Genomic DNA, 22,860 nt, shown 5'->3' on the forward strand with positions numbered 1-22,860 from the left:
TCGAGGGATCCGGGGGTGGCGGAAGGGGATGGGAGAGGGGTTCAGGTCGGTTGCGGGCTCCCGAAGAGGAGGTCGTAGCCAGGAGGCAGTTGGAGAAGGATCCGGCGGGTGAGGTCCTCGCCGGCCGCGTCGGCGACGACGCTGAGCACGGCGCCGACGTCCCAGGCCGCCGTCGCCTGCGAGGCACCCTCGATCCAGGCCGCCGTGGCGCGTACGAAGCGCTCCGGCGAGAGCGGCTCCACCGCCTGCAGCGGGTTGAGGAGGATCAGGGCGTACGTCTCGGGCAGACGGGCCGCCAGCTCGGCGCGTTCGGTGCCGACGATGTGGGCGCCGAGCAGGGCCAGGACGACCCGGGCGGCCCGATCGGCTTCTTGAGGGGTGTCGTATTCGCCGCGTTCCCGGACCTGGTCGAGGAACGCCTCCCAACGCAATGCCATGGGCCTGTCCTCCTCGGTGCGTGTGCTCGCTGGGACGGGGGCCCGCGGGACGGTGCTCGCGGGGACGGTCTCCGGGGCGGGGGCCCGCGGGCCCCCGCACGTGGGACGGAGGACGGGACTGCCGGGGGGAGTGAGCGACCCGTCCTCCGCGTCTCTGCCCTGTCCGGGCGGATCTCCGCACGCACGCGGTGTGGGGCCACGGGCCCGGCCTGGAGGCCGGGGGCCACGGGCCCGCGTCCGCCGGGACCCGGACAGGGCAAGCGGCCGAGGGGCCGATCAGCCGGAGATCTCCTTGCGCCCGTTGCCGGTGGCGCTGATGGTGACCTTGCGCGGCTTCGCGCGCTCGGCGATCGGGATGCGCAGGGTCAGGACACCCGCGTCGTAGTCGGCCTTGATGTTCTCGGTGTCCAGGGTGTCGGCGAGCACGATCTGCCGGGAGAACACGCCGAGCGGACGCTCGGAGAGTTCCATCTGCACGTCCTCGCCCTTGGCCGCCGGCCGGCGCTCGGCCCGGACGGTCAGCATGTTCCGCTCGACGTCGATGTCGATCGCGTCCGCGGAGACACCCGGGAGATCGAAGGCGATCACGTAGTCGTCGCCCTCGCGGTAGGCGTCCATCGGCATCACGGACGGCTTCGACCAGGTGCCGGTGGTCCCCATCAGCTGCTGGGTGAGCCGGTCGAGCTCGCGGAACGGGTCGGTGCGCATCAACATCGCGAAACACCTCCAGTCGGTTCAGGCAGGAACTGCCAATGCGCTTCAACGTGCTTCCGTTGTAACATGTCGTCCAGGCGATGACAAGTGAAACGTCATCGGGAGGATGACGAGAGCGACTTACGGAGAAGCCCATGACCCCATCCGTGCAGCCCACCCCCCGAGCGGGTACGGGGCCGGCCTCGTTCCTCGCCGCGGCGGCGGCCCTCGAAACGATCGACCGAGCCGTCCGGGAGGCCCAGAACACCGACGCCGCGGACCATCGGGCGGACCACGTCGCGGACGGCCCGCACCCGGCCCTGGCCAGCCTCGTGCTGCTGCGCCGTGTGCGGGAGCAGCTCGCCGGCTGGGAGGCCGGGCTGATCGAGACCGCCCGCGAGGCCGGCGCCAGTTGGGCGGACCTGGCCGGGCCCCTCGGCGTGGCCAGCCGCCAGGCCGCCGAGCGGCGCTACCTGCGCCAGCGCTCCGGCGAGTCCGGGGTGACCGGTGAGCAGCGGGTGCAGGCCGTGCGCGACCGGCGGGCGGCCGACCGCACCGTCACCGCGTGGGCCCGGGACAACGCCGCGGGCCTGCGCCGGCTCGCCGGGCAGGTCACCGCCCTGACGGACCTACCCGCCAGCGCCGACCGGCAGTTGGGGGAGCTCAACCGGGCGCTCGCCCGCGACGACGCGGCCCACCTCGTCCGCCCGCTCACCGACACCCGGCGCCACCTGCGCCCCGAGCACTCCGAGCTCGCCGAGCGCATCGACGAGATGACCCGCCACACGCACCGGCTGCGCCGGGACAGCGACACACAGCGCCGGGAGATCTGAGAGAGGCGGACCCCGGTCGCCGCGCGGCGAGGAGGAAGGAGCAAGCGATGGCCACGCGTCGATACATGCCCGGCCCCACGCCGGACGAGGTCGCGGCCGCCGTCACGACGAGCCGCTCCGACGGTCGCATCACCGTGGCGGTGACAGGGGAGATCGACATCGCGACCGCACCGCTGCTGGCCGAGGCCCTCACCGAGGCGCTCGCCGACGGCGCGACGCGCATCGAGGCCGACTTCAGCGATGTCTCCTTCTGCGACTGCTCCGGTCTGAACGTCCTGCTCCGCGCGGAGCGGGACGCCCGCGCCGGCGGCCGGACGCTGCGCGTCGCGAGAGTACGGTCGCCCCAGGTGCGGCGCCTGCTCGAAATGACCGGGACGACCACCATCACCGCCGAGGAGCCGACCTCCGGGGCGACCCCCGGGCCCGAGCCCCCGGCCGGTCCGATGCCCGCCTCCCCGCCCTCCGCCCCGTAGGGGAGGGCGGCTCTCTTTACGCAACCGATACACCGCTTGAACCTGCAAATCACCAGAAATCCCCCGACCGGGAGGAAGACTGGTCGGCCGTCGAGAGCCAAGCGCATATCAATCAAGACCGGCCCCGGATGCGGGGCTGTTCCTGCAACCCAATGCGGAGGTATCACGATGGCCCCCTACCGAACCGAACACGCGCATTCCCCCGAAGAATCCGGGCCCACGACCCCCTCGCCCCGAGTCCTCGCCCTGTCCTTCCTCGGCCTGTTCCTCGCCGCCTCGACGGTGACCGGCAGCGCCACACCGGCCCACGCCGTCGTATCGCACGGCGTAAAAGCCGTCGCGGTGGCCGCCTCCAAACGGGGGGCCCCGTACGCCTACGGCGCGGCGGGGCCCAAACGTTTCGACTGCTCGGGACTGACCTTCTACGCGTTCCGCAAGGCGGGAAGCCGGCTGCCGCGCACCGCGGAACAGCAATGGGAACAGACGCGGCACATCCCACCCGGCCGGCGCGCCCCCGGTGACCTCGTCTTCTTCCCCCGGGGCGCCACCATGCAACACGTCGGCATCTACGCCGGGGGCGGCAAGATCTGGCACGCCCCGCGGCCGGGCGGCCGGGTCCGCCTCGAACGGATCTGGACCTCCGACGTGCGCTACGGCCGCGCGGGCTGACCGGGCCACCCCGCACCGGGCCACCGCACCGGCTACCGCACGGGCCGCGCCGCCCTCGCGCGGCGGCCGCCCCCTTCGCCCATGATGGAAGGAGGAGAGCCCTCGACGGGCCCGACGGAAGGAGGCCCCAGGTGAGCGCCGAGCGCTACGAACTGGTGCTTCCCGGCGAGCCCGGTGCGGAGCCCGACACGGTGGTCGTCTCCCGGACCCAGCAGTCGGGGCCGGGCGGCCATCCCGTGTACGAGGACCGGACCGGCATCGTACGGGCGGAGATCAGCGACCGTGGCGAGGTACGCATGCTGCCGTCGGGCGGCCACCAGGACCCCGTCCCGGCGCTGGAGGCGCGCCCGCTCCGATGAGGGCGTCGCGGCCCGTTCGGACCGGCTCACTCCCCCGCCGTGCCGGCTTCGGCCGGGCGGGACCAGCGGTGCCACCAGTGCCTGCGGCGGGGGTGGACGGCGCGCCCGAGGCGCCGTCCGACCAGCAGGTACCCCAGCAGCGCGCCCGTGGTGTTCAGGATGACGTCGTCGACGTCGAAGGCCCGCCCGCTCACCAGGGCGCCCTGGATCAGCTCCACCAGCGTCATCAGGACCGCCGTCACGACGGCGACCCTCAGCAGGCCGCGGGCCGGCGGGACGAGCACCGGCAGCAGCACCCCGAGCGGCACGCCGAGCAGGACGTTGCCGCCGAGCTGGCGCGCGGCCTCGCGCACGGACGGCCCGTGCAGGTAGGCGTCGATGGAGCGGCCGGGGTGCACGTTGCTGTGGACGAGCGCCACCGACGCCGCGGAGGGTTCCAGGGTGAGGCGGGCCAGCACCACGCTGAACCCCACGGTCGCCGCGAAGGCACCGACCATGGCCACCGCCCGGACGACCGGTGAGGCCGGAGGCCGACCGTGCATCGCGGCCCGGGTGGGGGCGCGGGGTGTGTCGGGGGCGGTCGGCTCGTCGGTTCTTCTCGTACGCCACCACTTGGGCCTCGTTGTCATGCGGGCCCTTGTACCCCGGCGGCGACTTCCAACGCGCCCTGGTCCGAGCCGCGTTGGGAGCCGGGTATCTCAGGACGGGTGCTCCTCGGTCTGTCCGCACACCCAGGCCAGGGCGTCGTGCACCCCCTGGATGTGGGCGTGCGGCACGGAGCGCCGCGGTTGCTCCTCCAGCCGCACGACGGCGGCGTCCACCTCCGCGATCAGCAGGTCGATGCCCGGCGGCCCCTCGGCGTGGACCCCGGTGACGGGCCCTTCGTCCTCCCGGCCGAGAGCCCACTGGTAACCGGTCGCGGCGCCTCGGGAGAAGGGGGTGGTCCGCTCCAGGCTTCCGTACACCCGTTCGATGTCGGCCCGGCGGCGGGTCCCGACCATCTCCTCGCCGTCGCGGCCAGTGGATCGAGTCGCCATACGTACCCCACCTCCCGGGTTCGTCACCACCGACCCCGCGAGCGGCGCGGGGCGTCTGTTTGCCCGCCTGCCCGGTCAGGGGACGGGCATGCCCCGGCCGGGTCGGTGGGGGAACACCGTACGCGCGCACGGAAGGCACGCATCTTTTCGGCTTTCGAGGGCACTTCGGTGATCAGTCCCGTGAACCGGCCCGAAAGGACCTTCCATGTTGATGCCGTCCCCGATCGTCGTCCGTTCCCTCCTCGCCCGGTACGCCTCCCTGGCCGGCCAGGACTCCGCGACCGCGCGGCAGGAGCTGGAGCAGGTCTCCTACACCCTCTGCGTCACGACAGCGACGACCACGATCGAGGACGCCCTGGCCGCGGCCGCGATCATGGCCGACCGTGAACTTCCGACGACCCGCCAGGAGATGCGACCCGCCGCCTAGGCGCCGGAACACCGGCCGCCTCGGCCCCTATGCATGTATGGACCATGCATAAAAAGGGGCGAATGAGGCAGACGGTGGATAACGCACATCGGCCCAGATTCGGATTTCCTCATGGCTGAGCACACCACCGCACCGCACTACACCGTGCCGGGGATGTCGAAGGAGGAAGCCGTTCGCGTCGTGGACGTACTGCGCATGCGGCTGCACTCGCTCAACGACCTGGCGCTGACGCTCAAGCACGTCCACTGGAATGTGGTCGGACCCCATTTCATCGCCGTCCACGAGATGCTGGACCCCCAGGTGGACGCGGTGCGGGAGATGATCGACACCACCGCGGAACGGATCTCGACCCTCGGCGGCGTCCCCGCCGGCACCCCGGGCGCCCTGGTCGCCGAGCGGACCTGGGACGACTACGACGTGGGTCGGGCCGACGCGGTCGCCCACCTGGGGGCGCTGGACCTGGTCTACACGGGGGTCATCGAGGACCACCGGGCCGCGATGAAGATCACCGATGAGCTCGACCCGGTCACCCAGGACATGCTCATCGGTCAGCTCGCCCGGCTGGAGCTCTTCCAGTGGTTCGTCCGCGCCCACCTGGAGAGCAGCGGCGGGCGCCTGAGCACCGCCGGCGCCCACACCCTGGACGAGGCCGCCGACCAGGCCGTCCGGAACGCGCGACGCATGGCCTGACACCGCTCCCCCGCACCCGGGGGGCATACGCCGGGGCCGCCCGTTCCCCAGGAGGGAGCGGGCGGCCCCGGCGGCGGTGTGTGCGCGGCGGCCCGGTCGCGCCGCGACCGGGCCGTTCGGGCCCGGACCCGGGTCATCCCCGGCCGACGTAGGTCACCGCCGGGTACCGGGTCCTCAGTTGAGGGAAGGTTCCGGCGGCGCCGGCTTGGGTGCGGGCCGTCCGGTGACCAGCCGGTCCGCGTCGATCTCCGCCCAGACGGACTTGCCGTGCTCGTGGCGGACGGAGCCCCAGCGGTCGGAGAGGCGCCGCACGATGTAGAGGCCCTGGCTTCCCGGGGCTCCGCGCTGGTGCTTGAGGGCGGGACGGGGAGGCTCGGGGTCCCCGTCGAACACCTCGATCCGCAGGGATTCGCCCGCCACGAGCAGCAGCTGTTCGCAGCCGCCCGCGTGGACGTTGGCGTTGGTCACCAGCTCCGAGACGATGAGGAGCGCGTCGTCGGCGGTCTCGCTCCCGTCCCAGCCCCAGTCGCGCAGGGCCCGGTGCGTGAACTCCCGGCCCTTGGCGACCTGGCCGCGGGTACCGCCGAGGGTGAGCCGACGGCGCTGGCCCATGACCGGCGGTCCGGTGGGCAGTGGATCGCTGGTGTCCGATCCGATGGTCTTCACTGTGGTCTCACCCCCGTCGTTGACGCTGTTCGTCGTATGTAGCGAGTTACCGGTGTCTCCGGGCTGCCGGGCGTGGTCGCCCTCGGTGCCTCAGGTGGTGCGTATGCCCGGTCTGACCACCCGGACACGTGGATACCCCGATCGGCGCAGTGCCCCCGGTGTATGCGGGCAGGACATGTAGTGGGCACGCGCGGACTCAGGGGGCGCCGAGCGCGGCGTCGACGGTGGTGTCGACGGTGAAGACGGTGTCCGCGCCCGTGATCTCAAGGAGCCGCAGGAGCTGCTGTGTGGGCGCGGCCAGCCGCACCCCGAGCCCGGCCTTCTCCGCGTCCAGACGCGCGGCGAGGAGCAGGTTGAGGCCCGAGGAGTCGCAGAAGCCCAATCCGGTCAGATCGATCACCAGCCGGTTCGCGCCCGACCTGATCGCCTGCTCCAGCAGCGGGCGGACGGCGCCGAGGCCGTCCAGGTCCAGGTCTCCGGTGATGGCGCACACCACGGCTCCCGTCCCGCTCTCGCGGAGTTCCGCGCCCTGCGGTCCGTCTGTCGCCGTGCCCCCCTGCGGAGTCACTTCGCCGTCTCCTGGGTTGCCAGTTCCCACGTCAGCCTCTCCGTCGACCGTGTGCCGTTCTGGCGCAACTTTACAGGCGCCGGTGGCGCCGGCGGGAGGCCCGGGGGCCGGCTCCGCCGGCGCGGTCACGTGCCGCTGACGTGGAGGCGCAGGGTGAGGCCCGTTTCGAGGGCCCGGATCTCGACGAGGTCACAGAGCTGGTGGATCATCCACAGGCCGCGGCCGCCGTTGCCCGACGCCAGGGAGGGGCGCCGACGGCCCGCGAGGGCGTTGGAGAGGCGGCCGCTGTCCTGGACCTCCGCCACGACGCCGCCTTCGGCCGTGCGCCACAGCCGCAGCGTGCCCTTGCCGCCGCCGTGGGCGACCGAGTTGGCGGCCGCTTCGCTGACGGCGAGGACGAAGTCGCCCCGCCTGGCCGCGTCGAGGGCCGCCCCGCGGACCCAGTTCTCGGTGTGTTCGCGGACTTGGGCGAGTTCGCCGCCGGCGTATTCCACAAGGAGGAGGTCGCGGGCGGGTTGGGGGAGGGGAAGATCACAGTCGGAGCAGACGACGGCGGCGTCGGTGTAGAGGGGGCTGACGCCGTCCAGGCCGTCCTCGATCACCGTGGGGTGGGTGCGCCGGGCGTCGGCCACCACGTTCGCCGGCAGAGCGGAGAGGTCGTACGGACAGAGGATCGTGGCGGGCCGACCGGCGAAGGCGGTGTTGATGAGGGCCTCGTGACGGGTGGCTTCGAGGATCTCTCCTTGGGAGCGGCCCGCCCAGATCGGCTCGCCGACGATACGGGCGGGCCGGCCGGGTTCGCGGTCCGCGAACCCCTGGAGGGCGGACAGGATGCGGCCGGGGTTGCGGCCCAGCTCCCGCATGTCCACGCAGTCGATGCCGTCCGCGTCGCTGCCCAGGCTCTGGCGCAGGGCGTCGAGGTGCGGGCCCGGCACGGCCAGGAGGACCGGCTCCTGCGCTTCGAGGGCCGCGCGCACGAAATCGCCGATGCCGACCGTGTACTCCTCCAGGTCCCGGTAGAAGAGGGCGGGGTGGATGAAGTCCGCGGGCTCCGCGGGGGCCGGAACAGGGGTGACCATCATGCTGCGACCTCCAGCGCGGCACATTCCTCCGGAAACAACTCGGCTACCTTGCGCAGCGAGTACGGGGGCTTGTGGAGAAGGAGGCTCCGGCCCTTCCCGGTCAGTGAGTTCGAGACGTCCACGAGCACGGCGACCGCGCCCGGGTCGAGGTAGGTCACCGCCGACAGGTCGAGGTGGACGATGGGGCCGGGCATCCGCGCGAGGGCGGCGAGCGCCGAGTGCAGGATGTGACGGGTGTCGATGTCGCCGCTGCCGCTCAGCCGGATTCCGGCGCGGTCCCGCATGGGGACGGCGGCCAGGGCCGCGGGCGGCGCTGTGGGCAGGGGGCGGGGGTCGCCGGCCGGGGGGCGGGGCAGTTCGGCACAGGTGGTGTGCGCCCGGGTCAGCAGGTCGGCGGTCGGCGCCGGGATCAGCCGGCGGTCGAACAGGCACAGCCCCGTCAGGGGGAGGTCCGCGTACACCTCGCGGTCCAGGCGCAGTTCCGCTTCCAGGATGCGGTCGATGCCCGCCACCTGACGCGCGGACCAGGACATCTCGCCGAGGACGCGCAGCCCCGTGCAGCCGTCCGCGAGGGCCTCGGCGCAGGCCGCGCGGAACATGGAGATGACCCAGTCGGGGTCGAAGGGGACGCGACGCAGGTACGACAGGTCCGTTCCGGTGACACTCAGGCGGGCGTCCCGGCGCGCCGTGTCGACGTCGACGGCGCCGCGGCGCAGGACGTCGATCACGGCACTCGGCTCGGTGCTGTCGGCGCTATACCAGACGCGTTGCCCGCGTTCGAGGCCGTTGCTCACGAAGCGGACCACGGTGTCCGCCCACGCCAGGTCGTTGTCGTAGGAGAAGAAGGAATGCTCGCCACGGGCGGCCGGAGGCAGACGGTGCTGCGGGAGCGAGGTCACGTTCTTCCCTCCGAGGGGCGGGCGGTTGGCCGGTCGACTGACAAGGCTACAGCCGGCCCGTGGCCGGCACCGGCCCGCCCGCCGGCTCGACGGGAGTATGGGTTACAAGGCGAGCATCCCTGTGCGCAGGCGCGCCAGGGTGCGGGAGAGGAGGCGGGAGACCTGCATCTGGGAAATGCCCAGCTCGGCGCCGATCTCCGCCTGGGTCTTCTCCTGGCCGAAGCGCATCTGCAGGATGCGGCGGTCGCGTTCGTCGAGTTCGGCCAGCAGGGGCGCGAGGGTGTGGAACTCCTCGAAGAGTTCCATCCCGTAGTCGGCTTCGCCGAGGGTGTCGGCCAGCGACCGGGTCCTGCGGCCCGACGCGGAGTCCTCTTCCGAGCCGGAGGAGGCGTCGAGGGAGTCGCTGGTGTAGCCGTTGGCGGCGACCAGCCCCTCCACGACCTCGTCCTCACCGAGTTCGAGGTCCTGGGCGAGTTCCTTGACGGTCGGGGCCCGGCCCAGGAGGTCGGTGAGGGCCTCCCGGCTCTTGGCGAGTTCCGTCCGCAGCTCCTGGAGGCGGCGCGGGACGTGGACGGCCCAGGTGGTGTCGCGGAAGTACCGCTTGATCTCACCGGTGATGAAGGGGAGCGCGAGGGTGGCGAACTCCACCTCCCGCTCGGGGTCGAAGCGGTCGATCGCCTTGATCAGGCCGATCGTGCCGACCTGGAGGATGTCGTCCATGTCGACACCGCCGCCGGCGGAGCGGGCGCGGAAGCGGCGGGCGGCGAAGTGCACCAGTGAGATGTTCATCTCGATGAGGGTGTTGCGCGCGTACTGGTATTCCCGGGTGCCTTCTTCCAGGGACCGCAGGCGCAGCAGGAAGATCCGCGAAAGCTGCCGGGCGTCGGCCGGGGCCACCTCCCGGGCGTCGACGATCTGCGGCAGTCGGCCTTCCGCCTCTTCGGTCGTACGGCCTGTGGCCGGTGCGGCCTTCATGTCTGTCTTGCGGACAGGTTCTACAACTGCGGCGGAGCGAGGCATGGGGGACCTTTCCTCCCGACGACGGACGGCTGACGAGACGCGCTTGCCCCGAGAATCGGACCTCACACGGGCCCATGGGGATTTTCTTCGGGAGACGGTGCTCACGCTCCCGCCGAGGACCTGCGGCGGCCCCGGATGTGGTGGACTACGTCCCGGCGCGAGACGGGAAGACCTCGTCCCGTCCGTGCGAGGTGTCGGGAGATGGTGGGGAAGAACATGACGAACGCTACGGTCACGCAGGACCCGGACCCGGACGCCCCGGTGGCCCCGGGCGCGGTGGGCGAGCCGGAGCTGCGCCAGTTGCTCGCCGGGTTGACGGCGGTGCGTGACGGCGACTTCGGCACCCGGCTGCCCGACGGGGCCGACGGTCTCCTGGGCGAGATCGCGACCGTCTTCAACGGCATGATCGACCAGCTGTCGCTGTTCACCTCGGAGGTCACCCGCGTGGCCCGCGAGGTCGGCACCGAGGGCACCCTCGGCGGTCAGGCCGAGGTCCCGGGCGTGTCCGGGAGCTGGGCGGACCTGACGGACTCCGTCAACGCGATGGCGGGCAACCTCACCACGCAGGTCCGCGACATCGCGCAGGTCGCGACCGCGGTCGCGCGGGGCGACCTGTCGCAGAAGATCGCCGTGGACGCCCGCGGGGAGATCCTGGAGCTGAAGGACACCGTCAACACGATGGTCGACCAGCTCTCCGCCTTCGCCGACGAGGTCACCCGAATGGCCCGCGAAGTGGGCACGGACGGCATCCTGGGCGGCCAGGCCGATGTCAAGGGCGTCTCCGGTACCTGGCGGGACCTCACCGATTCGGTCAATTTCATGGCCGGAAACCTCACCGCCCAGGTGCGCTCCATCGCCCAGGTCGCGACGGCCGTCGCCAAGGGCGACCTCTCGCAGAAGATCCGGGTCGACGCCCGGGGCGAGATCCTGGAGCTGAAGGACACCATCAACACGATGGTCGACCAGCTCTCCGCCTTCGCCGACGAGGTGACCCGCGTCGCCCGCGAGGTCGGCACCGAGGGCAATCTGGGTGGTCAGGCCACGGTGCGCGGGGTGTCGGGCACCTGGAAGGACCTCACCGACAACGTCAACGTCATGGCGTCGAACCTGACCGGGCAGGTGCGCTCCATCGCCCAGGTCGCGACGGCCGTCGCCAAGGGCGACCTCTCGCAGAAGATCACGGTCGAGGCGAAGGGCGAGGTCGCCGCGCTCGCCGGGGTCATCAACACGATGGTGGACACGCTGTCCGCGTTCGCCGACGAGGTGACCCGTGTCGCCCGCGAGGTGGGTACCGAGGGCCGGCTCGGCGGCCAGGCGCGCGTCCCCAACGTGGCGGGCACGTGGAAGGACCTCACCGACAACGTCAACTCGATGGCCAACAACCTCACCGGCCAGGTCCGCAACATCGCCCTCGTGACCACCGCCGTCGCCAACGGCGACCTGTCGAAGAAGATCGACGTGGACGCGCGGGGCGAGATCCTGGAGCTGAAGACGACGATCAACACGATGGTGGACCAGCTCTCCTCCTTCGCGGCCGAGGTGACGCGCGTGGCGCGCGAGGTGGGCAGCGAGGGCCGGCTCGGCGGTCAGGCGGAGGTCGAGGGCGTCGAGGGCACCTGGAAGCGGCTCACGGAGAACGTGAACGAGCTGGCCGGGAACCTGACGCGCCAGGTGCGGGCCATCGCCGAGGTCGCGAGCGCCGTGGCCGAGGGCGACCTGACCCGTTCCATCACCGTGGACGCCTCCGGCGAGGTCGCCGAACTCAAGGACAACATCAACTCGATGGTCGGCTCCCTGCGGGAGACCACCCGCGCCAACCAGGAGCAGGACTGGCTCAAGTCGAACCTCGCGCGCATCTCGGGCCTGATGCAGGGCCACCGCGACCTCTCCGCCGTCGCGGAACTCGTGATGGACGAGCTGACTCCGCTGGTGGACGCCAGCTACGGCGCCTTCTACCTCGCGGAGGAGGCCGACGGCGAGACGTGGCTGTCCCTCATCGGCTCCTACGGCCGACCCGCCGGGAGCCCCGCGTCCGTGCGCCTGCGGCGCGGCGAGACCCTCGTGGGCCAGGCGGCACGCAGCCGGCGGATCATCGTGGCCGACGAGGTGCCGCCGGGCTACGTGGTCTCCTCGGGGCTGGGCCGCTCGGCCCCGGCGGGGCTGATCGTGCTGCCCATCGTCGTGGAGGAGCAGGTGCTCGGCGTCATCGAGCTGGCCACCTTCAAGACCTTCACGCCGGTGCACCGCGACTTCCTGGGCCGTCTGATGGAGACCGTCGGTGTCAATGTCAGCACGATCGTCGCCAACGCCCGTACCGATGAACTCCTCGGCGAGTCGCAGCGGTTGACGGTCGAGTTGCAGGCGCGCTCGGAGCAGCTCCAGGTGCAGCAGGACGAGCTCCAGCGCTCCAACGCCGAGCTGGAGGAGAAGGCCGCCCTCCTCGCGACCCAGAACCGGGACATCGAGACGAAGAACCTGGAGATCGAGCAGGCGCGACAGGAACTGGAGGACCGCGCACAACAGTTGTCGTTGGCGTCGAAGTACAAGTCCGAGTTCCTGGCGAACATGAGCCACGAGCTGCGCACACCGCTCAACAGCCTGCTCATCCTCGCCCAGCTCCTGGCGCAGAACCCCACCCGCAACCTCACGGCCAAGCAGGTCGAGTACGCCGGGATCATCCACTCGGCGGGCTCGGACCTGCTCCAGCTGATCAACGACATCCTCGACCTGTCCAAGGTCGAGGCGGGCAAGATGGACATCAACCCGGAACGGGTGTCCCTCAAGCAACTCCTGGGCTATGTGGAAGCCACCTTCCGGCCGCTCACCACGCAGAAGAGCCTCGAATTCGAGATCGTGACCTCTCCGGGGGTGCCGGTCGACCTGTTGACCGACGACTCGCGGCTGCGTCAGATCCTGCGCAACCTCCTGTCCAACGCGGTCAAGTTCACCGAGCACGGCCGGGTGGAGCTGCGGATCGAACCGGCGGTCGCCGACGAGCTGCCCGTCCACCTGGACCGGGCCGGATCGGTGGTGGCCTTCCGGGTCGTCGACACGGGCATCGGCATCGCCGAGCAGCACCTGGAGTCGATCTTCGCGGCGTTCCAGCAGGCCGACGGCACCACGAGCCGCAGATACGGGGGTACGGGGCTCGGCCTGTCGATCACGAGGGAGATCGCACGGCTCCTCGGCGGTGTGGTCACGGCGCGCAGCGTGCCCGGCGAAGGCTCGGTCTTCACGTTGTACCTGCCCGTCTCCTACGACGACTTCCACGACCGCGTCCTGGAAGGGTCGGCCCTGGAGGCGGGACCGACGGGCGACGCCGAGGCGATCGGCGGCCCCGTCGACGGTGCGGTGGCCGCGTTGCCCGCCGCCGGCGAGGACACGCGCCATCCCCGGCGGCTCCTGGTGATCGAGGAGCGCAACAACGGCCTGCTCAGCCTGGTCGCGGAGAGCGCGGCCCGTGATCTCGCCGCGGGGCGGGCCGCGTCGGGCACGGAGGAGCAGGTGGAGGTGGCGACCGCCGTCACCGCCGTGGAAGCGGCCACCGTCCTCGCGCAGGCTTCCTTCCACTGCGTCGTCATCGACCTGGGCAGCGACGGGGAGGCGCTGCGCTTCCTGGACGCCATGGCGGGCGACTCGGCCCTGGCGTCCCTGCCGGTGCTCGCGCACGACGGGCGCCGGCTGACCGCGGCCCAGCGGTCGGACCTGGCCCGGCACGCCGCCCACCAGCCGCTCGAAGTCCTCTCCAGCCTGGACGAGCTGCGCGAGCGCATAGCGCTGCATCTGTCCGCCGAGCGGCCCGGAGCCGTACCCCCGCTGGTGCGCACGGGCGCGCCCTCGCCGGCTTCCGGCCCCGCGGCGCGCGTCGACGACCGCCTGGCGGGCCGGTCGGTCCTCGTGGTCGACGACGACGCCCGCAACCTGTACGCGATCAGCGGCATCCTGGAACTCCACGGGATCGAGGTCCTGCACGCCGAGAACGGCCGCAAGGGCATCGAGGCACTGGCCGCGAACCCGGGCATCGACCTGATCCTGATGGACGTGATGATGCCGGAGATGGACGGGTACGCGGCGACGGCCGAGATCCGGCGGATGCCCGCCTACGCGGAGCTGCCGATCATCGCGGTCACCGCGAAGGCGATGCCGGGCGACCGGGAGAAGAGCTTCGCCTCCGGCGCGAACGACTACGTGACCAAGCCGGTCGACGCCAACGACCTTATGGCCCGGGTCCGGCGCTGGCTGCTCCCGCAGGAGTCCGCACAGGGGGCCGAGGGTGGCGCCGGTGCCTGACGTCCGACCCCCCTCCCCCGCCGAGAAAGCCGGTCAGCGGTGAACAGCCCCACCTACGCAGGAGACGAGCACGGTGACGTGCCGACCGCGCCGGAACTCCCCCCGCGCCGGGGCGGCGACGGCCCCGGTCCCGGCTTTCCGCCGGCCCGGACCGGCGGCGCGTCCCCGGCGGTGACCGACGCCGGGCGGCTGGCCGCGACCGTCGAGCGGCTGCGCCAGGAGGTCCGGGAGGCCCAGGCCGCCGCGGACGGCCGGGCGCTGGTCGAGATGGCCAAGGGCGTGCTCGTCGGGCGCCTCGGGTGCGGACCGGCGGAGGCGGCACGGCAACTGGCCAAACTGGCCGAGCAGTCGGGGGCGACCCTGCTCGCACTGGCCGTCGACGTGGTCAACCAGGCCGCGCGTGATCACGTGAGCGAGGTCGCGCGGGAGTTCCTGGAACACACCGCCCAGCCGGCTTCCGTGCCGGGCGCGAGCACGCCTGCGGTGCGACTGCGCGCCGCCGAGAGCGGGCTGCTGGCCGCCGCCGACTCCCAGGCGGTGGCCGCGGCCCTGCTGGAGAACGCCTTGGTCCCGTTGGGGGCACAGGGCGTCGCGATCTGGGTGGCGGGCTCGGATTCCTCGCTGACGTTGGTGGGCCACGCGGGCTTCCCCGAGGAGGAAGCGAGCCGCTGGCGCTACGTTCCCCCGGAGGTCGCGACCTGCGCCCATCTGGCCTTGGACAAGCGCGAGCTGACGGTCGTACCTCGACTGAGCGACTCCGGCATCCCCTCCATCGGCCGGCGTCAGCACCCGTCGGGTGGCCGCGTCGTGGTGCCCGCCGGCACCGGCGGTCGGATCCACGGCGTGCTGGAGGTGTGCTGGCCCGATCCGCTCGAACCGCAACCCCCGCAGGTGTTGCGCCAGTTGGAGGCGTTGGCCGAGCTGTGCGCGCACACCCTGGGCGACCAGGACGTGACCCCGTCCGCCGAGCCCGCGGTCAAGGAGCAGGCTTGCGCCGGGGTGGCCGAGATGGTCAACCTCGCCGACAACCTGTATGACCCGGCCCTGGTGTTGACGCCCTGTCTGGACCCGGGCGGCCGGCTCGCGGACTTCCGTGTCCACCACGCCAACGACCGCTTCATCGACCCCGCCGGGCGGCCGCGCTCCTCGGTGTGCGGCTCGTCGTTCCTGGAGGCGTACCCGGCGGCCGCAGAGGACAACGGGCTCTTCGACAAACTCGAACGGGTCTACGCGACGGGCGAGCCCTGCCGGACCCAGCGCATGGCGCTGACCGCGTTCGTGGACGACGTGCCCCTCACGGCGATCGCGGACGCCAGCATCAGCCGGCACGGTTCGGCCCTGCTGCTCATCTGGCGGATAGAGGACGAGACGGCGCGGCTGGCCAGCCTCCTCCAGCACGCCCAGCGCCTCGGTCGGGTCGGCGGCTTCGAGGAGAACATCACGACGGGTGAGATCACCTGGAACGGGCAGTTGTTCACCCTCTACGGGCGGCCCATGACCTCCTCCCCCGTCCCCCTGGAGGAGCTGCGGAGCCACGCCCACCCCGACGACGTGGTCTCCATCAACCGGTTCCTGCGCACGCTCCTGCACCACCTGCGCCAATCCTCGGTGGACTTCCGGCTCCAGCGCCCCGACGGCATCACACGGCACATCCGTCTCGTCGCGGAACCCGTCCTCGACGATCGGGGCAGTCTCCACGCGGTGCGCGGCGCCTACCAGGACATCTCCTCCCAGCACTGGACGGAGGTGGCCCTCGCCGCGACCCGGGACCAGCTCGCCCACACCGAGGCGGAGGCGGCCGAGCGCAGCCGGCTCGCCCTCCAGCTCCAGCACGCCATCATGCCGCCCGCGCCCGCGCCCTTGGAGGTGCCCGGCATCCGCATCGCGGTCCGTTACCGGCCCGCCGAGTCGGAGGCGATGGTCGGCGGCGACTGGTACGACTCGGTCGTCCTGCCCAACGACAAGGTGCTGCTGTCCGTCGGGGACGTCGCCGGACACGGCATCGAGGCGGCCACCGGCATGGTGATCCTGCGCAACGCCCTGCGGGGTCTCGCGGTGACCGGGGCCGGCCCCGCACAGCTGCTGTCCTGGCTCAACACCGTCGCCCACCACCTGACCAGCAACGTGACGGCCACGGCTGTGTGCGGTGTCTACGATCCGCGGACGCGGGTCCTGCGCTGGGCGCGCGCCGGGCACCTGCCTCCGGTCCTGGTGCGGGGCACCGAGGCCCGGGCCTTCCCGATGGCGCAGGGGCTGCTGCTCGGGGCCCTGCCGGAGGCCGACTTCGAGGAGGAGGAGGAGGTTTTGGAGCCCGAGGACACGTTGCTGATGTATACCGACGGGCTCGTCGAGCGCCGCGACGTCTCGGTGACGGACTCCCTGTCGCAACTCCTGTCCCTCGCGGGGCGGGAGGCGGACTCGCTGGACCGGCGGCTCGACCGGCTGCTGACGCACAGCCGGTCGGACACCGACGACGACACCTGCCTCATCGGCATCCAAGTGCGCTGAGGGTCACTCCCGGCGACCGGCCAGTGCCCCGATCCGGGGGAGGACCGGTCGCCGTGTTCATTCGGGGACGGGCTCGGCGTGGGGGGCGGTCACCCCGGCCGGGTGGAAGCAGGCGCTGATGGCCTTGCCGCCGTGGAAGGCGTGGACGTCCAGTGTGTCGGCGAGGGCGTCGACGATCCCCAGGCCCCGGCCGGAGGTGGCGCTCGCGTCGGCCTCCCGGGGCCGGGGCAGCCGTGGATCGGCGTCGGCGACGCTCACGTGCAGGCACTGGCCGTCCCACGTCAGGACGAGGTGCGCGGTCTCGGCCGCGTGCACGTGGGCGTTCGCGACGAGTTCGGAGACGCTGAGCAGGATCGAGTCGACGGTGTCGGGGGCGTGGGGGGCCCAGTCCAGCGTCGCGAGGTGCTGCGCGGTCCACTGCCGGGCCGCGCGAACGCCGTTCGACACCGGAAAGGAACGGGCCCACCCCACTGCCCTCATCGCCATCATCCTCACCGTGTCCCTTCCTCCGTCGGGGTGCCGTTCGCTGCCGACGCGGTTACCCAGCGCAGACCGTGACATCCCCGGGTGCCATCGCCGGAGTCGATGCGCGGGCCAGGTGTAGGGCCGGACAACGGGGGCAACCGAAGGCCAAGATCGTCCGGCTTCCCGAAAGGATCCGCCCATGCTGATGGCCCACCCGGCCGTGCTGTCCGGTCTCGTCGAGCGCTACTGGGCGCTGGCGGTCCTGTGCGCCCACGATGACACCGCGGAGACCCGCGGTCGTATGGAAGACGTCGCGCACACCCTCTGCGTCGCGACGGGCACCTCCAGCGTGGACGCCGCGCTGGCGGCCGCCCGCTACCGGCTCCCCGGCGCCCGCACCTTCGACGACTCGATCCTGGCCGGGTGACGCGCACCCCGTCGGGCGCTCCGCCGTCGAGCGCGCGCCCCGCATGCCGGTGCCCCGCCCCTCGTCGGAGGGGCGGGGCACCGGCATATGGAGGGGCCAGGGCCCGGGGCTACGCGGTGGAGGGGGCGGAGGAGGTGGTGATACGGGCACATTCCCGTACGACCGCCGCCAAGTCCCCGGTGCTGCGCAGGAGTTCCCGTTGGACGCGCGCTCCGTTGCCGCGCGCGAAGAGCTCCTCGACGCCCTGTCGGACCGCCACGGCGTCCCCGTGGTCCTCCAGGGCTTCGCGGACGTGCTCGAACAGCGCGTCCACCACCGCGCGGGCAGGCGCCTCCAGCATCGTCGCCGGGTGGACCAGGGGCCCGTCGATGCCCGAGCGGGCCGCCCGCCACGACGCCAGCCGCAGCAGGCTCACCCCGATGCGCGCCGGGGGTTCGCCGGCCTGCCAGGAGCGCGCCGCCGTCTCGACGAGTCCGCGGACGAGGCTCGCGAGGAGGACCGTGGTGGAGGGCTCCAGACAGACGTCGGCGACGCGGATCTCCACGGTGGGGTAGTTCGCCGCCAGCCGGGCGTCGAAGTAGATCATCCCCTTGTCCCGGAGCACCCCGGTGGCGACCATGGCGGACACCTGCTCGTGGTACCGGTCGGCGCTGCCGAAGAGCTCCGTCGGCCCCGCGGAGGGCCACCGGTTCCACACCCGGCTGCGGTAGCTGCCGTACCCACTGTCCTGGCCCTGCCAAAAGGGCGAGTTCCCGCTGATGGCGGTGAGGACGGGCAGCCAGGGCCTGATGCGGTCGATCACGGCCACCCCCTCCTCGTCGGAGTCGACTCCCACGTGCACGTGACAGCCGGAGGTCAGCTGTTCCTGCGCCGTGAGGCCGAACCGCTCCGCGACCCACCGGTAGCGTTCCCCGGGGCTCGTCGAAGGCAGTACGGCCAGCGGCGAAGTGGCGAGGGCTGCCACCTCGGCGCCGGCCTTCGCCGCGTGCCGGGAGGCCTCCGAACGCCATCGGACGATCTCCTCGGCCAGCTCGCCCATCTCCGTCACCGGTTTGGTGGAGAACTCCAGCTGCTCGCGCATCAGCTCCTTCTCGAAGGTTCCTTCCTCCTCCCCCACACCGTGCCGCTCCGCCTCGGCGAGAACCGCGCCCGACACCGAGAGGGGCTCGCCGCTCTCCGATCCGACCAGGAGGAGTTCTTCCTCCACCCCGACGCTGCGCAGACGCACCCGCACCACTTCCGTTCGTTGCCGCTGTACCGATGGTGGGCGGCTGCCCCGGCTCGTGGCTCCCATGCGCGGCCCGCGGGTGCGGGTGGAGCGACTACGGCTTGTTGGCGATGGCACCGAGGTACTGGTTCACGGCCTCCAGGCGGGCGTCGAGGCGCTCGGCGGTCCCGGCCAGGTCCTGGAGTTCCCGCGCGGCGGCGAGCACCGCGAGGACCAGGGCGCGGGTGGCGGGGTCGCCGACGTCGCGCAGCGCGGTCCTGGCTTCGTCGAGGAGGGGGGACGGGACGGGAACAGTCGATTCCATGTCTGTCTCCTGTGGGTGGTGAGCGGGTGCGCGCCGTCCCTCGCGGGTCAGCGACTGCTCCGCTTGAGGTTGTAGACCAGGATGAGCAGGGCCACGGCCATCAGTGCCAGGTGCAGCCATACCGGGCCTGCCGGGACGTGCTCACCGGCCGTCGTCGTCCACATCCGCGCCGCCTTCCGCCGGGCTCGGCGTTCTGTCATCGCCCTGCCGTTGTCGTGTACCCGCGTATGCCCGCAAACGCGGGGGTGACGCGGCCGGCGACCCCGTACGGGTGAGGTTTCGCCCGTGCGCGAGTGGACATCCGCCTGGCATGAACGACACTCCAGCCGCAAGCGACAGGGGCGACCACGACGGGCGCGGCCGGCCGGCGGCCCCCGCTCCGGGCGACGGCCGCCGGAACGGCCCCGGTGACCGCCTCGGTCACGGCGGCCCCGGTCCCGGCCCCGAGGTGGAGCGCAGGGCGCCGGACGAGCCGACCGACCTGCCCGGCAAGTCCTGGGTCGCCGTGCTGAAACGGACGGTCCGGGAATTCGGGAACGACGAGCTCGCGGACCGGGCCGCCGCCCTCACGTACTACGCCGTCCTGTCGCTGTTCCCGGCGCTGCTGGTGCTGGTCTCGCTGCTGGGCCTGGCGGGCAAGTCCGCCACCCAATCGGTGCTGGACAACCTCCAGAAACTGACGCCCGGCTCGGCGCGCGACATCATCTCGGACGCGGTGCGCCAGCTCCAGGGCGGCGCGGGGCTGGGGTCTGTCGTCGCCGTCGTCGGCCTGATCGCCGCCCTGTGGTCGGCGTCCGGGTACGTCGCCGGGTTCATCCGCGCCTCCAACGCCGTCTACGACGTGCCGGAGGGGCGGCCCGTGTGGAAGGTGCTGCCCCTGCGGTTCGCCCTGACGGTGGGGCTGCTGGTCATGGCGTGCGCGAGCGGGCTGATCGTGGTGTTCACCGGCAGTCTCGCCCGACGTGCGGGGGACGCCCTGGGACTCGGGCAGACCGCCGTCACGGTGTGGTCGATCGCGAAGTGGCCCGTCCTGGTCCTCCTGGTCACGATCATGATCGCGCTGCTGTACTGGGCGGCGCCCAACGCCAAGGGCCGCGGTTTCCGCTGGATCACCCCCGGCAGCTTCCTCGCCCTGCTGATCTGGATGGTCGCGTCCGCCGGCTTCGCGCTGTACGTCGCGAACTTCGGTTCGTACAACAAGACGTACGGCACGCTGGCCGGTGTGATCGTCTTCCTGATCTGGTTGTGGATCACGAACCTGGCCATCCTCCTCGGCCTGGAGTTCGACGCCGAGATGAGCCGGGCGCGGGCGATCGCGGGCGGCCTCCCGCCGGACCGGGAGCCGTACGTCGAACCGCGGGACACCCGTGAGTGGAGCGACGAGGACAAGCGCCGCGCGGAGTGACGCCCCGCTCCGTCCCCGCCGGGATCGGCGTGACGGGGGCGCGGCTCAGCGGGTGTCGGCCAGGGACGCCGTGACGGTGAACAGCGCGCCGTCCGGGTCGCGGAGGGCGGCCCAGCGTTCGGAGGCGTTCTGCTCGATGTCCGACATGATGCGTCCGCCGAGCGCGGCGGCCGCCTCCAGGGCGGGTTCCAGCGCGGGGACCCGGAAGTGGACCCGCCAGCGGGGCCGGACCTGCGGCTGGAGCGCCGCCATCTCCACCGGCCCGCTGTTGAGCCGGGCGACGGGCTCGCCGAGGTGGCGCAGGACGACCTGGTCGTCCTCGTAGGAGATCTCGCAGGGACCGTTGGTCCACTGGAGCACCTCGCCGTAGAACAGAGCCGCGTCGAAGGCGTTGAGGGTGAGCAGTTCCAGCCAGGCCGGGGCGTGGCCGGAGCCCACGCGCCAGCCGGAGAAGACGATGCCCTCCCAGATCCCGAAGACGGCGCCGTCGCGGTCGGTGGCCAGGGCGCCGCGTCCGCCTGTCTCGAAGGAGACGGGCCCGACCCCCACCGTCCCGCCGCGCTCGCGGATGCGGGCCACCGTCTCATCGGCGCTCTCGACGGCGAAGTAGGCCGTCCACGCGGCGGGCACCTCCAGTTCCCCGGCCAGAGCTCCGATGCCCGCGACGGGGGCGCCCTCCACCTCGGCGACGGCCAGGCCCTCGCCGAGTCCGCCCGGGCGGAACGACCAGCCGAGAACCGCCCCGTAGAAGCGCTGGGCGGCCTCCAGGTCCCGCGTCGCCAGGCTCACCCAGCACGGAGCGCCCAGCGCGTCACCCGTCGAATCCCGCACAGCCGCGCTCCGTCCCTCGCCCGATGTGGGGGCGCCGTGGCGGCGGCCCCCCACCAAGAGGTACAGTCCCGGCCGCGCCGGCGCCGTGATGACGCGCCGCATGGCACCCGGGCCGGGGTGCGATCAGCGCACCTGGCCGCGCTCGGGCAGGTCGGCGTCGGCGGGGAGTGCGGCGAAGCCGCGGCGGGGGGCCTGGCCTTCGGTGGCGGCGGGTCGGGTGCCGCAGAAGGCCGCTTCGAGGGCGCCGCCGAGCGCCGTGTTGGCTTGGCCCCGGTTGGAGGTGTTGGCCATGGCGGCGAGGGTGCGGGAGCCGTCGCGGGTCGCGAAGGCGTACGTGTAGAAGCCCTGGACCGTACCCGTGTGCCCGTACACCGAGGTACCGCAGGACAGGTCGTAGCGGCGCAGGCCCAGACCGTAGAAGCGGCTGTTCGTCGCGTCGGTGGGCGTCATCGCGAGCATGGCGTCGAGCGTGCGCGCCGGCAGCAGCCGGCCGCCCAGCAGGGCGGAGACGAAGGTGTTCAGATCGGCCGCGTTCGAGATCAGCGCGCCGGCGGACTGCGCCCAGGAGACGGTCTGCTCGGTGGCGTCGACCGGCTGCGCCCCGGCCTCGTCAGGGTACAGGTAGCCGTGCGCGTGCGGGCCTTTGATCTCGGTTCGGGGGTGCACATAGGAGGTGTTCCGCAGTTTCAGCGGCTTGATGAGACGCCGTTCGTACTCTTCGGCGATCGGGTTCCCGGTGGCCTTCTCGATGAGCATGCCGACGACGACGAAGTTGGTGTTGGAGTACGAGTAGGCCGCGCCGGGCGCCGAGGTGCGCGGCTCGCGCAGGGAGAGGTTCACCAGTTCGCGGTAGTCGAACACCTTGTTCCGTACCGCCTCGAAGCCGGGGACGGTCCGGTCGAACATCGCGTTGGTGTAGTCGGCGAGGCCGCTGCGGTGGGTGAGCAGGTGACGGACCGTGATCCGGGCGTCGGGCAGCAGACCCGGCAGGTAGTGGTCGACGGGCACGTCCAGGCCGATCGCCCCCTCGTCGACGAGTTGCATCAGCACCACGGTGGAGAACGTCTTGGTGACGCTGCCGATGCGCCAGCGGGAGTTGGGGTCCATCGCGGCCCCGGTGGACCGGTCCTGGACTCCGACGGCTCTCGTCCGTACGCCCGAGGGGCCGGTGAAACGGGCCATGGCGCCGGGGGCTCCCGCGGCGGTCGTGTTCCCCAACGCCCGGGTCAGGGCGTCGAGATCGGGCGCCGCCCCGACGCCGCGGAGCGTCGGCGCGGTCGGGACGGCGTGGGCGGTGGTGGCGGGAGCGAGCCCGGTCACCAGCGCGATCAGGGCCGCGCTGACGGCCAGGCGACGGTCCATGGTCAGGGGCACGTTGCTCCTCAACTCGGTTCGCGGGGCGAAGTGGCGGGGGCAGCCTACGGGGGCTCGGCACCCGTTGTGGCGCGCGTGGCCGTGCGGCGCGGGGCGCGCCGCAGGACGCGGGGGGACGTCTCGGGCCGGTACGTTGACGCCCTGCCCGGCGGCGGTCGTCGGTGGATCGTCGGGC

At 72.3% G+C, this 22,860-nt stretch carries 25 protein-coding genes; 10 read left to right on the plus strand and 15 right to left on the minus strand.

The window, feature by feature from the left end:
• Nucleotides 1–41: 41 nt before the first annotated feature.
• Both ABZ934_RS11900 and ABZ934_RS11905 read right to left on the minus strand, forming a co-directional pair.
• Nucleotides 42–437 carry a DUF2267 domain-containing protein gene (locus tag ABZ934_RS11900; RefSeq protein ID WP_361311798.1) on the minus strand — a complete coding sequence of 132 codons (396 nt, stop codon included), beginning with the start codon at nt 435–437 and terminating at the stop codon, nt 42–44.
• Nucleotides 438–713: 276 nt separating this feature from the next.
• Nucleotides 714–1,151, minus strand: a complete 438-nt coding sequence (locus ABZ934_RS11905) for an Hsp20/alpha crystallin family protein (protein WP_361311801.1) — start codon at nt 1,149–1,151, stop codon at nt 714–716.
• 134 nt (nt 1,152–1,285) lie between these two features.
• Here ABZ934_RS11905 and ABZ934_RS11910 point away from each other — a divergent pair, with 134 nt between their 5' ends.
• The 4 genes from ABZ934_RS11910 (at nt 1,286) to ABZ934_RS11925 (ending at nt 3,464) form a co-directional block, all read left to right on the plus strand.
• The gene (locus ABZ934_RS11910; protein ID WP_361311804.1) at nt 1,286–1,963 is read left to right on the plus strand and encodes an HSP18 transcriptional regulator; all 678 of its coding nucleotides are present in this window, start codon (nt 1,286–1,288) and stop codon (nt 1,961–1,963) included.
• Between the two features lie 47 nt (nt 1,964–2,010).
• Nucleotides 2,011–2,436: an STAS domain-containing protein gene (locus ABZ934_RS11915; protein ID WP_361311807.1), complete on the plus strand. Its 426-nt coding sequence runs from the start codon at nt 2,011–2,013 to the stop codon at nt 2,434–2,436.
• 168 nt (nt 2,437–2,604) lie between these two features.
• Nucleotides 2,605–3,105, plus strand: coding sequence for a C40 family peptidase (locus tag ABZ934_RS11920; RefSeq protein WP_361311809.1), 501 nt, complete (start codon nt 2,605–2,607; stop codon nt 3,103–3,105).
• Between the two features lie 131 nt (nt 3,106–3,236).
• Nucleotides 3,237–3,464 (plus strand): DUF6296 family protein, encoded by a 228-nt coding sequence (locus tag ABZ934_RS11925; protein ID WP_361311812.1) that lies wholly within the window; start codon nt 3,237–3,239, stop codon nt 3,462–3,464.
• A gap of 26 nt (nt 3,465–3,490) precedes the next feature.
• Here the strand turns inward: ABZ934_RS11925 and ABZ934_RS11930 are convergent, their stop codons facing one another.
• Nucleotides 3,491–4,093 (minus strand): VanZ family protein, encoded by a 603-nt coding sequence (locus ABZ934_RS11930; protein WP_361311815.1) that lies wholly within the window; start codon nt 4,091–4,093, stop codon nt 3,491–3,493.
• Between the two features lie 69 nt (nt 4,094–4,162).
• Entirely contained in the window at nt 4,163–4,501 is a 339-nt protein-coding gene (locus tag ABZ934_RS11935) for a hypothetical protein (protein ID WP_361311818.1), read from the minus strand.
• 205 nt (nt 4,502–4,706) lie between these two features.
• Between ABZ934_RS11935 and ABZ934_RS11940 the strand changes: the two genes are divergently transcribed.
• Both ABZ934_RS11940 and ABZ934_RS11945 read left to right on the plus strand, forming a co-directional pair.
• Nucleotides 4,707–4,928, plus strand: a complete 222-nt coding sequence (locus tag ABZ934_RS11940) for a DUF5133 domain-containing protein (RefSeq protein WP_361311821.1) — start codon at nt 4,707–4,709, stop codon at nt 4,926–4,928.
• 111 nt (nt 4,929–5,039) lie between these two features.
• The gene (locus ABZ934_RS11945; RefSeq protein ID WP_361311824.1) at nt 5,040–5,618 is read left to right on the plus strand and encodes a DNA starvation/stationary phase protection protein; all 579 of its coding nucleotides are present in this window, start codon (nt 5,040–5,042) and stop codon (nt 5,616–5,618) included.
• A 174-nt stretch (nt 5,619–5,792) separates the two neighbouring features.
• Here ABZ934_RS11945 and ABZ934_RS11950 read toward each other — a convergent pair whose 3' ends face one another.
• From ABZ934_RS11950 to ABZ934_RS11970, 5 genes are all read right to left on the minus strand, one after another.
• On the minus strand, nt 5,793–6,230 hold the full coding sequence (locus ABZ934_RS11950) for an ATP-binding protein (RefSeq protein ID WP_361312185.1): 438 nt from the start codon (nt 6,228–6,230) through the stop codon (nt 5,793–5,795).
• Between the two features lie 250 nt (nt 6,231–6,480).
• Nucleotides 6,481–6,852 carry an STAS domain-containing protein gene (locus tag ABZ934_RS11955; RefSeq protein WP_361311826.1) on the minus strand — a complete coding sequence of 124 codons (372 nt, stop codon included), beginning with the start codon at nt 6,850–6,852 and terminating at the stop codon, nt 6,481–6,483.
• Between the two features lie 125 nt (nt 6,853–6,977).
• Nucleotides 6,978–7,934 carry a sensor histidine kinase gene (locus ABZ934_RS11960; RefSeq protein WP_361311828.1) on the minus strand — a complete coding sequence of 319 codons (957 nt, stop codon included), beginning with the start codon at nt 7,932–7,934 and terminating at the stop codon, nt 6,978–6,980.
• Nucleotides 7,931–8,833, minus strand: coding sequence for an MEDS domain-containing protein (locus tag ABZ934_RS11965; protein WP_361311831.1), 903 nt, complete (start codon nt 8,831–8,833; stop codon nt 7,931–7,933). The genes ABZ934_RS11960 and ABZ934_RS11965 overlap by 4 nt, the downstream gene beginning before the upstream one ends.
• Before the next feature lie 102 nt (nt 8,834–8,935).
• Nucleotides 8,936–9,808 (minus strand): SigB/SigF/SigG family RNA polymerase sigma factor, encoded by an 873-nt coding sequence (locus ABZ934_RS11970; RefSeq protein WP_361311834.1) that lies wholly within the window; start codon nt 9,806–9,808, stop codon nt 8,936–8,938.
• A gap of 261 nt (nt 9,809–10,069) precedes the next feature.
• Between ABZ934_RS11970 and ABZ934_RS11975 the strand changes: the two genes are divergently transcribed.
• Together ABZ934_RS11975 and ABZ934_RS11980 are read left to right on the plus strand one after the other, a co-directional pair.
• Entirely contained in the window at nt 10,070–14,143 is a 4,074-nt protein-coding gene (locus ABZ934_RS11975; protein ID WP_361311836.1) for a HAMP domain-containing protein, read from the plus strand.
• Between the two features lie 39 nt (nt 14,144–14,182).
• Nucleotides 14,183–16,651, plus strand: coding sequence for a SpoIIE family protein phosphatase (locus ABZ934_RS11980; RefSeq protein WP_361311839.1), 2,469 nt, complete (start codon nt 14,183–14,185; stop codon nt 16,649–16,651).
• A 57-nt stretch (nt 16,652–16,708) separates the two neighbouring features.
• Here the strand turns inward: ABZ934_RS11980 and ABZ934_RS11985 are convergent, their stop codons facing one another.
• Nucleotides 16,709–17,131, minus strand: coding sequence for an ATP-binding protein (locus tag ABZ934_RS11985; RefSeq protein WP_361311842.1), 423 nt, complete (start codon nt 17,129–17,131; stop codon nt 16,709–16,711).
• A gap of 184 nt (nt 17,132–17,315) precedes the next feature.
• Here ABZ934_RS11985 and ABZ934_RS11990 point away from each other — a divergent pair, with 184 nt between their 5' ends.
• Nucleotides 17,316–17,543 (plus strand): DUF5133 domain-containing protein, encoded by a 228-nt coding sequence (locus ABZ934_RS11990; protein ID WP_361311844.1) that lies wholly within the window; start codon nt 17,316–17,318, stop codon nt 17,541–17,543.
• Between the two features lie 109 nt (nt 17,544–17,652).
• Here ABZ934_RS11990 and ABZ934_RS11995 read toward each other — a convergent pair whose 3' ends face one another.
• The 3 genes from ABZ934_RS11995 to ABZ934_RS12005 all read right to left on the minus strand — a co-directional run bounded on the left by ABZ934_RS11995 (nt 17,653) and on the right by ABZ934_RS12005 (nt 19,275).
• The gene (locus ABZ934_RS11995) at nt 17,653–18,765 is read right to left on the minus strand and encodes a glutamate--cysteine ligase (protein WP_361312186.1); all 1,113 of its coding nucleotides are present in this window, start codon (nt 18,763–18,765) and stop codon (nt 17,653–17,655) included.
• 100 nt (nt 18,766–18,865) lie between these two features.
• Nucleotides 18,866–19,075 carry a hypothetical protein gene (locus tag ABZ934_RS12000; RefSeq protein WP_361311845.1) on the minus strand — a complete coding sequence of 70 codons (210 nt, stop codon included), beginning with the start codon at nt 19,073–19,075 and terminating at the stop codon, nt 18,866–18,868.
• Nucleotides 19,076–19,122: 47 nt separating this feature from the next.
• A complete protein-coding gene (locus ABZ934_RS12005; RefSeq protein WP_361311847.1) occupies nt 19,123–19,275 on the minus strand; it encodes a hypothetical protein in 153 nt (50 codons plus the stop codon).
• A 110-nt stretch (nt 19,276–19,385) separates the two neighbouring features.
• Here ABZ934_RS12005 and ABZ934_RS12010 point away from each other — a divergent pair, with 110 nt between their 5' ends.
• A complete protein-coding gene (locus tag ABZ934_RS12010; protein WP_361311848.1) occupies nt 19,386–20,480 on the plus strand; it encodes a YihY/virulence factor BrkB family protein in 1,095 nt (364 codons plus the stop codon).
• Nucleotides 20,481–20,525: 45 nt separating this feature from the next.
• On the opposite strand, the gene ABZ934_RS12015 is transcribed toward ABZ934_RS12010, so the two are convergent.
• On the minus strand, nt 20,526–21,311 hold the full coding sequence (locus ABZ934_RS12015) for a VOC family protein (protein ID WP_361311850.1): 786 nt from the start codon (nt 21,309–21,311) through the stop codon (nt 20,526–20,528).
• A 123-nt stretch (nt 21,312–21,434) separates the two neighbouring features.
• Nucleotides 21,435–22,685 (minus strand): serine hydrolase domain-containing protein, encoded by a 1,251-nt coding sequence (locus ABZ934_RS12020; RefSeq protein WP_361311852.1) that lies wholly within the window; start codon nt 22,683–22,685, stop codon nt 21,435–21,437.
• Nucleotides 22,686–22,860: the final 175 nt, after the last annotated feature.

Origin of the sequence: Streptomyces sp. NPDC046557, assembly GCF_040645975.1 — a bacterium.
Classification (GTDB): domain Bacteria; phylum Actinomycetota; class Actinomycetes; order Streptomycetales; family Streptomycetaceae; genus Streptomyces.

What these genes read in the sequence shown, in the direction of transcription:
- ABZ934_RS11900 (WP_361311798.1), bottom strand. Translation starts at nt 437, where the DNA reads ATGGCATTGCGTTGGGAGGCGTTCCTCGACCAGGTCCGGGAACGCGGC.
- ABZ934_RS11905 (WP_361311801.1), bottom strand. Translation starts at nt 1,151, where the DNA reads ATGTTGATGCGCACCGACCCGTTCCGCGAGCTCGACCGGCTCACCCAG.
- ABZ934_RS11910 (WP_361311804.1), top strand. Translation starts at nt 1,286, where the DNA reads ATGACCCCATCCGTGCAGCCCACCCCCCGAGCGGGTACGGGGCCGGCC.
- ABZ934_RS11915 (WP_361311807.1), top strand. Translation starts at nt 2,011, where the DNA reads ATGGCCACGCGTCGATACATGCCCGGCCCCACGCCGGACGAGGTCGCG.
- ABZ934_RS11920 (WP_361311809.1), top strand. Translation starts at nt 2,605, where the DNA reads ATGGCCCCCTACCGAACCGAACACGCGCATTCCCCCGAAGAATCCGGG.
- ABZ934_RS11930 (WP_361311815.1), bottom strand. Translation starts at nt 4,093, where the DNA reads ATGACAACGAGGCCCAAGTGGTGGCGTACGAGAAGAACCGACGAGCCG.
- ABZ934_RS11935 (WP_361311818.1), bottom strand. Translation starts at nt 4,501, where the DNA reads ATGGCGACTCGATCCACTGGCCGCGACGGCGAGGAGATGGTCGGGACC.
- ABZ934_RS11940 (WP_361311821.1), top strand. Translation starts at nt 4,707, where the DNA reads ATGTTGATGCCGTCCCCGATCGTCGTCCGTTCCCTCCTCGCCCGGTAC.
- ABZ934_RS11945 (WP_361311824.1), top strand. Translation starts at nt 5,040, where the DNA reads ATGGCTGAGCACACCACCGCACCGCACTACACCGTGCCGGGGATGTCG.
- ABZ934_RS11950 (WP_361312185.1), bottom strand. Translation starts at nt 6,230, where the DNA reads ATGGGCCAGCGCCGTCGGCTCACCCTCGGCGGTACCCGCGGCCAGGTC.
- ABZ934_RS11960 (WP_361311828.1), bottom strand. Translation starts at nt 7,934, where the DNA reads ATGATGGTCACCCCTGTTCCGGCCCCCGCGGAGCCCGCGGACTTCATC.
- ABZ934_RS11970 (WP_361311834.1), bottom strand. Translation starts at nt 9,808, where the DNA reads ATGAAGGCCGCACCGGCCACAGGCCGTACGACCGAAGAGGCGGAAGGC.
- ABZ934_RS11975 (WP_361311836.1), top strand. Translation starts at nt 10,070, where the DNA reads ATGACGAACGCTACGGTCACGCAGGACCCGGACCCGGACGCCCCGGTG.
- ABZ934_RS11985 (WP_361311842.1), bottom strand. Translation starts at nt 17,131, where the DNA reads ATGAGGGCAGTGGGGTGGGCCCGTTCCTTTCCGGTGTCGAACGGCGTT.
- ABZ934_RS11990 (WP_361311844.1), top strand. Translation starts at nt 17,316, where the DNA reads ATGCTGATGGCCCACCCGGCCGTGCTGTCCGGTCTCGTCGAGCGCTAC.
- ABZ934_RS12000 (WP_361311845.1), bottom strand. Translation starts at nt 19,075, where the DNA reads ATGGAATCGACTGTTCCCGTCCCGTCCCCCCTCCTCGACGAAGCCAGG.
- ABZ934_RS12005 (WP_361311847.1), bottom strand. Translation starts at nt 19,275, where the DNA reads ATGACAGAACGCCGAGCCCGGCGGAAGGCGGCGCGGATGTGGACGACG.
- ABZ934_RS12010 (WP_361311848.1), top strand. Translation starts at nt 19,386, where the DNA reads ATGAACGACACTCCAGCCGCAAGCGACAGGGGCGACCACGACGGGCGC.